Origin of the sequence: Streptomyces sp. NPDC047981 (assembly GCF_040653315.1) — a bacterium.
Classification (GTDB): Bacteria; Actinomycetota; Actinomycetes; order Streptomycetales; family Streptomycetaceae; genus Streptomyces.
This window is the reverse complement of the sequence record NZ_JBEZNQ010000059.1, coordinates 42,442-50,208: the sequence shown is the minus strand read 5'-3', so window position 1 is coordinate 50,208 and position 7,767 is coordinate 42,442. Positions and strand designations below refer to the sequence as shown.

3 protein-coding genes are annotated in these 7,767 nt (G+C 74.5%); all 3 read right to left on the bottom strand.

All coding sequences use genetic code 11. The features are described from left to right. A partial coding sequence (locus AB0E14_RS28630; protein WP_362424266.1) for a serine/threonine-protein kinase occupies nt 1–842 on the bottom strand: 842 nt, incomplete at its 3' end. 172 nt (nt 843–1,014) lie between these two features. After that, on the bottom strand, nt 1,015–2,106 hold the full coding sequence (locus tag AB0E14_RS28625) for a serine protease (protein ID WP_362424257.1): 1,092 nt from the start codon (nt 2,104–2,106) through the stop codon (nt 1,015–1,017). Between the two features lie 66 nt (nt 2,107–2,172). Beyond that, nucleotides 2,173–7,698: a trypsin-like peptidase domain-containing protein gene (locus tag AB0E14_RS28620; RefSeq protein ID WP_362424254.1), complete on the bottom strand. Its 5,526-nt coding sequence runs from the start codon at nt 7,696–7,698 to the stop codon at nt 2,173–2,175. Nucleotides 7,699–7,767 lie beyond the last annotated feature (69 nt).

Here is a 7,767-nt window from a genome sequence, read left to right as displayed (position 1 = left end):
GCCGCGGCATCCGCCGCCCGCCGCGAGTCCTCCGCCCACCCCGCGCCCTCCGCGCGTCCCGACTCCTCCGTGCGCCCCGCGTCCTCCGCCTCCGCCAGCAGCCCGTCGAGGGCCGCCGCGTCCGGGCGTGCCGACGGGTCCCGTACGAGGACGGCTGTCAGCGCCCTCGTGAGCGGGCCGGCCTCGCGCGGGGGCGGCACGTCCTCGCCGAGGACCGCCGCGAGGGTGGCGAGCGTCCCGGAGCGGCGCAGCGGGTTCCGTCCCTCCACGGCCACGTAGAGCGTCAGGGCCAGCGACCACAGGTCGGCCGCCGGGCCGCCCTCCTCGCCGCCGACCCGTTCGGGGGCCATGAAGTCGGGTGTGCCGATGAGGGAACCGGCGGCGGTCAGGGCGGTCGACCCGTGCAACGCCGCGATGCCGAAGTCCGTCAGGACCGGGGAGCCGTCCGGCCGCAGCAGAACGTTCGCGGGCTTGACGTCCCGGTGCTGGATCCCGGCCGCGTGCGCGGCGCGCAGCCCGGTCAGGATCCCCCGCCCGAGCGTGGCCGCCTCGCCGGGCGTGAGCCTGCCCCGGTCCAGCCGGTCCTGCAGCGAGCCGCCGGTGACCAGCTCCATCACGAGCCAGGGGTACGACTCCGGCCCTCCGTCCACGATGTGATGGATCGTCACCACATGGGGGTGGGTGACGCGGGCGAGCGCCCTCGCCTCGCGCAGGACCCGGTCGCGCAGGGCACGGGCGCCCGCGGGGTCGTACTCGGCGAGCGCCGGGTCGGGAGGCCGTACCTCCTTCAGCGCCACGTCGCGGCGGAGCATCAGATCTCGGGCCCGCCACACCAACCCCATACCGCCGCCGCCGAGCCGCGCCACCAGCTCGAACCGGCCGTCGATGACCCGCGCCACGCCGTCCCCCAAGCCCCCGTCTGCCCTCCGTACGCGCCCGACTCTCCCACACGGCGCGGGAGTTCAGCGACGTGATCCGGTGCTCGCGCGGGCCGAACCCGCACCCGCTCGACGCTCACACCCAGTTGACCTCCGCCCGCTGCAGCAGCGGGTCGTCGATCAACTCCCACAGAGGCACGGCGAAGTTGCCCAGCCGGTAGCGTCCGCCGAAGTGCAGACCGAGGACCCGATGGTCGGTGAGGTCGAAGACAGGGGAGCCGCTGTTGCCGCCGAGGGTCGAGCAGTCGTGCTTCATCACCAGGCCGCCGGCGGTGAACTCGGTCGCCGTACCCGGCTGGAGCCGCTTGACGTTGTACACGTCCATGAAGATCCGCCGCATCGACTCGGGTTCGTTGCGCCGTCCGTCCCAGGCCGGGTACCCGACCACGTACACCGGCCGTCCGGGCACGCTCGCGGGCGCGTCGGCGGCGACGGCGAGCGGGGTCGGCAGCGGGCTGCCGTTTGGCGGCTCGATCCGCAGGAGGGCCATGTCGACGTCCGGGTGGATGCCGATCACGTCGGTCACCTCGTACGCCGGAGCTCCCGCCCCCGCCCCGAACCCCGCTGCCGCCGCCGGGTCCGTCGGCAGCTCCTCGCCCGGGTCGACGCGCGCGGACATGCCCTGCTGGAAGGACCAGCCCGCGTCCACGGCGCGGCTGAACTCCACCGCCACGTGCCGGTTCGTCATCACCGTGCGCGGTCCCACCAGGAAGGCCGTGCCCACCCAGTCCAGGCTCGGGTGGCCGGTCACCTCGACCCGGCCCACGCGGGCGATCGACTCGCGGATCGCGGCCCGCCCGGCCTCCAGGACCGACCAGTCACCGTCCTGAGCGGCGAAGTTCTGGCCCTGCACCAGGATCGCCGGCCGGCCCTCCAGGAGGACGATCGCCTCCACGCCGAAGTACTCGTCCTCGTCGATCTCGTCCGCCCGGTGCGCGGCCAGCTTCTCCAGGCCGGCGGCCCCCGCCTCCAGGACCCGGGCCCGCTCCTCCTGGGCGAACCGGGCGATCTGGCCGGCCGGCGCCTCGTCCGGCGGCAGCTCGGCCGCCGATTCGGATATCTCCGCCTCCAGGTGCCGGCGCACCCGCGCCGCCACGCCCGCCAGGTCGTCGAAGACCCGCTCGGGGTCCGTCGCGACCGGTGATCCGTACGCCACCCGCGTCTCCATCTTCCGCCACCTCCGCCTCTCCGTTCGTCCTCGCGGCCGGCGCCTTCGCCCCGCCGCGCGCCGGGCTCACGCCGCCCACATGTGGGTCTCGGGGCCCGGCAACGACTGCGCGGCGCCGATCTCCTCGTACAACTCCGGTGCTTTCTCCTTCAGATGGGACAGGATCCGGCTCAGCTGCGTGCCGACGTTCACGAACGCCGTCGTCCTGCCCTGGTAGTGGACCTCCTCGACCCTGCGGGTGCCGCGATGGAGCGCCACCACCGTCCAGTCGTCCGTGAAGACCGGCGAACCGGACGAGCCGCTGCGGGTGTCGGTGAAGTACCGCAGGTCGCGCTCGTCCGCCTCGAAGACCAGGTTGTTGCGCAGGGCCACCCGCTTGGGCTGCCCGCCGGGGTGCTGGATGATGTTCACCGCCACCGGTTCGGAGCCGGTCAGGAGCAGCGGGGCGGTCGCCACGCGCAGCACCGGGCGCGGCGGCAGCCCGGGCGAGAGCCGCATCAGCGCGAAGTCGAGCCCCTCGTCCCAGGCGACGAGCGCGGCCGCCGTGGCCTCCAGGGTCTCCGCCTCGTCGGCGCCGTAGTCGAACCGCGAGCGGGAGTTGCGCACCTGGAGCTGGAGGTCGTCGTCGGCGACCCGGAGCAGCACCCCCGGCGAGCGGGTACGGGCGTTCACGACGTGGTGGTTGGTGATGAGGAGTTCGGGGGCGATGAGCCAGCCGGTGCCCGCGTGCGGATAGGCGGGCTGGAGCGGCCGGCCCGACTCGAACGGCGGGACCTTCAGGCGCGCCACCGCCGAGCCGGCGAGGACGCCGCCCTGCAGGAACTCGAACGGCACGGTGTCGTCCCGGAAGATGACCTCCTCCTTGGTCTCGGCCGGCAGCGGCCCGGCGGGCAGGTCAGGCTCCCCGGCGGCGTCCCGCGCCACGTCGTCGAGCGCCCGCTGGAGCACCGTGAGCGGCGCCGCGTCGACGGTCTGGGCGATCGCGTTGTGCAGCCAGATCTCCAGCGGCACCGTTCCGTCGATCAACCGCTCCACCTGGTTCATCACATCCAGGTCGGAGTGCATCTGCCGCAGCGGGGTGTCCATCGCGGGCAGGCTGGCCCGGAAGTGCGCGCTCGTCCCCGTGAACAGCAGCCGCCGCACGCCGTCCTCGCCGAGCCCCGCGTCGAGGGCCGCGTTGCGGACGCGGACCAGGTCCTCGGCGGAGAGATACGGCACGCCGCGGACCGCGCCCTCGGACGCGTCGGGCGGGGGCCTGGACCACACGCCCCGGCCGTCCCCGCCGCCGGCGGGCTCCGCGCCCTGACCCCGGTCGGGGGCGCCCGCGTCCATGGCCGCTGCGACCCCCTCGACCAGGTCGCCCTTGGCGTCGCGGAGCGTGAGCACCCGCCATGCGACGCTGTCCAGCGTCCCGCGTCCGCGCGCCTGGCGCAGCGCCCGCTCGACCTCCTCCCGCGTCATCCGGGCCGTGCGGGGGACCGCGTGGCTGCCCGTCGACGTCCTCGTCGCGGCGGGAACGGCCGGTGCGGGGGGTGTCGCGTCCGCGGTGCCCGCCGCCGACTCCAGGATCCGGATCAGGGGTTCACGCAGCTGCGGTTCGTCGGTCATCGCCGCGTCGATCCACCGGGTGAGGGCGGCCACCACCGCCTCGTCGTCGGCCGGCAGGCCCACGAGACGCAGCGTGTGCTCCAGGAGGGCGGGATCCACCCGGGAGGCCGTGGCCGCCGCCGCCCGCGCGAGGGCGGGCTGCCGGGCCAGCTCCTCGTCCGGCATGCCGCGCAGCGTGCGGGCGAGGCGTACGTCCATCTCGGCGGAACCCTCGTCGGAGAGCGCCGCGAGCCGCGAGCGGGCCACCAGGACCCCCATCGACTCGTGCGCGAGGCCGAGCCCCGCGGCGACGTCCTCCGCCTCCTGCAGGTCGTGGTCGGCCTCGACGAGGTCGCCCTCGTCCTGGGCCAGCCGCGCGGACAGCTGGAGCAGTTCGAGGCGGGTCTTCGCACACCCGGCCTCGGCCGCCAGGTCCACGGCCTGCTCGGCGGTCGCCCGGGCCTCCGTGACCCGCCCGGACCGGGCCAGGGTCTCCACCAGCTGCCCGTGCAGCCTGCTGCACGGCGTCCAGGGGCGGCGCTCGGCCAGCCGCTCCGCCGCCGCCTCCACGTACCCCTGGGTGAGCAGGTCCTCCACCTCGCGCGACGCGATGCGCTCCCAGTCCTCCTGGTCGGCCTCGGCCATGATCCGGTCGGGTACGTGGCCGCCGAGCTTGCCCAGCAGGAACGCGGCCGAGCGCGGCGGCATGTCGCGGTCCGCGCCGGTCAGGTACGGGGCCACGCCCGGCTCCCAACGGCGTTCCACCGCACGGGGGTTCTGGCCGAGCCGCAGTCGGTGGTAGATCTCCTCGGCGCGCGCGGCCGGGCCCTCGCGGGCGGCGTGGTACTCCACCGCCAGATGGTCCACGGCCCGCATGAGGTCCGTCCGCGCGCTGTCGGACAGCCGCAGCATGATCGAGCGCAGATCCGCCCGGTGCCGCACGGCCTGCGGTCCCGCAGGCTCCATCAGGTCGAGCCGCGAGACCAGCCGGCCGAAGAGCGTACGGGCGTCGTGCGCCGAGTCGACGGCCAGGCCCGCCGGTTCGGCGAGGACGTCACGGACCAGCTCCGGGGTGATCACCCGCAGCGCGAGACCCGCCTGCACGAGGGCCCGGATGGCCTCGTCCGCGATGTGGTTGAGGATGCGCTCGTAGAGCGTGCCCTGGATGAGCATCTGATCCACCTGGTGGTGGAAGTACCGGCGGCGCGAGGGCAGGCTGCGCAGCAGGTCGCCGAGCGACTCGGAGCCCGCGCCCAGCAGGACGGTGGTGCGCGCGGCGAGTTTGAGGCTGAGCGGATGTCCGCCGATCCGGTCGACGAGGTCCCGGGCGACGTCCTCGTCGTCGACCCCGCAGGACATCAGCAGGTCCAGGGAGGCCTGCTGGTCCAGCTCGCCCAGCTCCATGGTGCGGGGCGTGAGGACCTTCGCCGGGTGCTCGATGGGGGCGCGCCCGGCGACCAGGTACCGCAGCCTGGGGTACGCGGCGCGCAGCGCCGACCAGATGGCCCACATCCGGCCGAGGACCGGGGAGCCGCGGTACTGGGCCTCCTCGAACGAGTCGTAGGCGACCACGAGCGGGGGGTCGTCCTCGCCCGGGGGCGTGGCGACAGCCTCGGCGACCAACTCGCCGACATGCCGAGCGAGTTCCTGTTCGCGGGCGCTGGCCCGGGAGTGGAAGCCGGCCGAGTAGTCGCGGCCGAGGGTCGCCCGGGTGGCGGACAGCTGGTACAGCTCGTCGAGCTGGTTCCGCTCGCCCCGCTGGGAGGCCGCGGTCTCCTCGCACTCGTCGGCGAGGGCGTCGAACGCGGAGCGGTGGGCGGGGTACTGGATGCCGAGCTGGCGGGCGGCCTCGGCGAGCACCGTGGCCGGTTCGTGGATGGAGAGCGTCGGGCGTTCGAAGTCGATGAAGGCGAAGGGGAATCCGGTGGGGGAGTCGCGGAGGCTCTCGACGAGGAACGTGGCGAGCAGGGTGCTCTTGCCGATGCCGCCGATGCCGTGGATGAGGACGGGCGGCTCGGCCGGTTCGGAGGGCAGCGCGATGTACGCACGCAGGGCGTCGAGTTCGCGCTGCCGCCCGTGCACGGGCCCGTCGATCAGCCGTTCGAGGGGTTCGAGCAACCGCGCCCGCTCCAGGCGGTGTTGCAGGTCGTCGATGTCCGGAAGCCCGGTGACGCCGGGGATGCGGCGTACCCACAGGACCGCCCGGAGGGTGTCGCAGAGTCCCTCGACGCCCAGTCCGTCGAGCCCGTCGATTCCGGCGAGCGCGTCGAGGTCGGCGGGGACGCCGGACAGCAGGGCGAGCGCGGCGCGCTCGGTGCCGAGCCCAGGGTGCCGGGCTCCGTCGCACGGTTCTCCGTGGGCCGTGCCGTCGCCGCATCCGCCCTCGCCGGGCGCGTGCGCGGTGCCCTCGGCGGCCGGCGGGGCGCCGGACGCCGCGCCGATGGCCGCCTCCAGGGCGCGCCGGGCGGCCTCGGGTGTCGCGAAGGAACTCAGCGTCGCCTCGCGCACCTCCGGCTTCAGGACCCAGGTCTGCGTGGGGTGCGAGGCCAGCGCGGTGCAGTCGTCGACGAGGGCGAGGACGGCGCGCCGGGTGGGCACGCTCTCGCCGGGCAGGCGCAGCAGGGCGGGGTCGAACTCGTCCAGGAGGCAGGCCGCCTCGCGGTAGGCCCTGCGCAGCTCGGGCAGCGTGGCGGTCGGCGGCGGCCGGTCGGCCGCGCTGCGCATCGCCTCCCGCAGCCGCTCGGGGGCGTCGTCGCCGGGGGCGAGGGCGCGGGAGAGCCGTACCGTCTCCTCCACCGCCGTGCAGACCCGGCGCATGTAGCTGTCGGTGGCCCCTTCCGAGCCGAGAGCGGCCGAGCCGACCCCGGCGGAGCCGCTCACGAGCGAGCCGGCCCCGGCCGAGCCGACCACGTCCGAGCCGGCCCCGGCCGCCGAGCCCGCCCCGGTCGCGTCGTCGCCCGGCGCGTCACCACCGGCCGACGCGACCGTCCGCAGCACCTCGGTGACCGCCACGTCCACCAGGCGCGTCAGGGTCTCGGGGTCGGGCGGGGGCTGCTCCTGTCCGAAGAACTCCCGGAAGAACGCGCGCAGATCGTCCTCGGTGGCGATGCGTGCCGTGTCCCGGCACTCGTTCTTGCGGATGTCGTACGGGAGTTGGCGCATGGCCGGGGAGTAGCCGAGGAGGACGAGCCGGGGTACGGAGTCCTGCCGTACCGGAGTGTGCTCGTAGACCGCGAGGGCGAGCTTGCCGATGCAGTCCCAGGCGTCCGAGGTCGGGTCGAGCTTGTCGCACTCGTCGAGCACCAGCCAGAAGCGCTCCTCGGCGGCCGTCGCCCAGCTCACGATCCGGTGCACGGCGTCGTCGACGGAGGGCAGTGGATCGTTCAACTGTGTGGGGTTCAACGGCGCTCGGTCCACTCCGGGGCCCGCCACGAACTCGGAGAGCCGCTCCACGAGCCGCGCCGCCGTCGTCGTCCGCGAGAGCGTGATCCGTACGGGACGGAAGCCGCAGTGTTGCCCGAGATGCCGGATGAGCCGGTACGAGTACGAGCGTCCGCTGTCCGGCTCACCGTCGACGACCAGCACGGTCTGCTCCGGATCGGCGACGAACCCGCGGAGTTTCTCGCGGAGCTCGGCCCGGTCGATGAACACCTCGGTCCCGTTCGCGAGCACCAGCGTGCCGAACGGGTCGCGCGCCGAACGCAGCAGCTCCTCGTCCTCCCGCAGCCGTCGCAGCAGGCTCCGCGCCTCGGCGTTCCCGGCCGCCGTGAGCGTGTCGAGCCCGGTCAGCGCGTCGAGCAGCGCACGCTGGTGGGCGATGTCCCTGCGTGCCGCCCCGACCACCAGACGCGCGTTCGCGTCGTGGTCCGGGGTGAGCACGAGTGTCCCGACGAATTCCGGCGAAAGCCCGACGCCCCGCAGCCGGCCGGCCGGGTCGGGGGTGTCCAGGAGGTACTCACGCACCCAACTGGTGACGAGTCCCCACTCCGTATCGGTGAGCGGCATACCGCACCTGCCCGGCGGTCCCGACTGTCCTCTCTGTCATGGTTTCACCGGGCGGGAACCGTGGCAAAC

What these genes read in the sequence shown, in the direction of transcription:
- AB0E14_RS28625 (WP_362424257.1), bottom strand. Translation starts at nt 2,106, where the DNA reads ATGGAGACGCGGGTGGCGTACGGATCACCGGTCGCGACGGACCCCGAG.
- AB0E14_RS28620 (WP_362424254.1), bottom strand. Translation starts at nt 7,698, where the DNA reads ATGCCGCTCACCGATACGGAGTGGGGACTCGTCACCAGTTGGGTGCGT.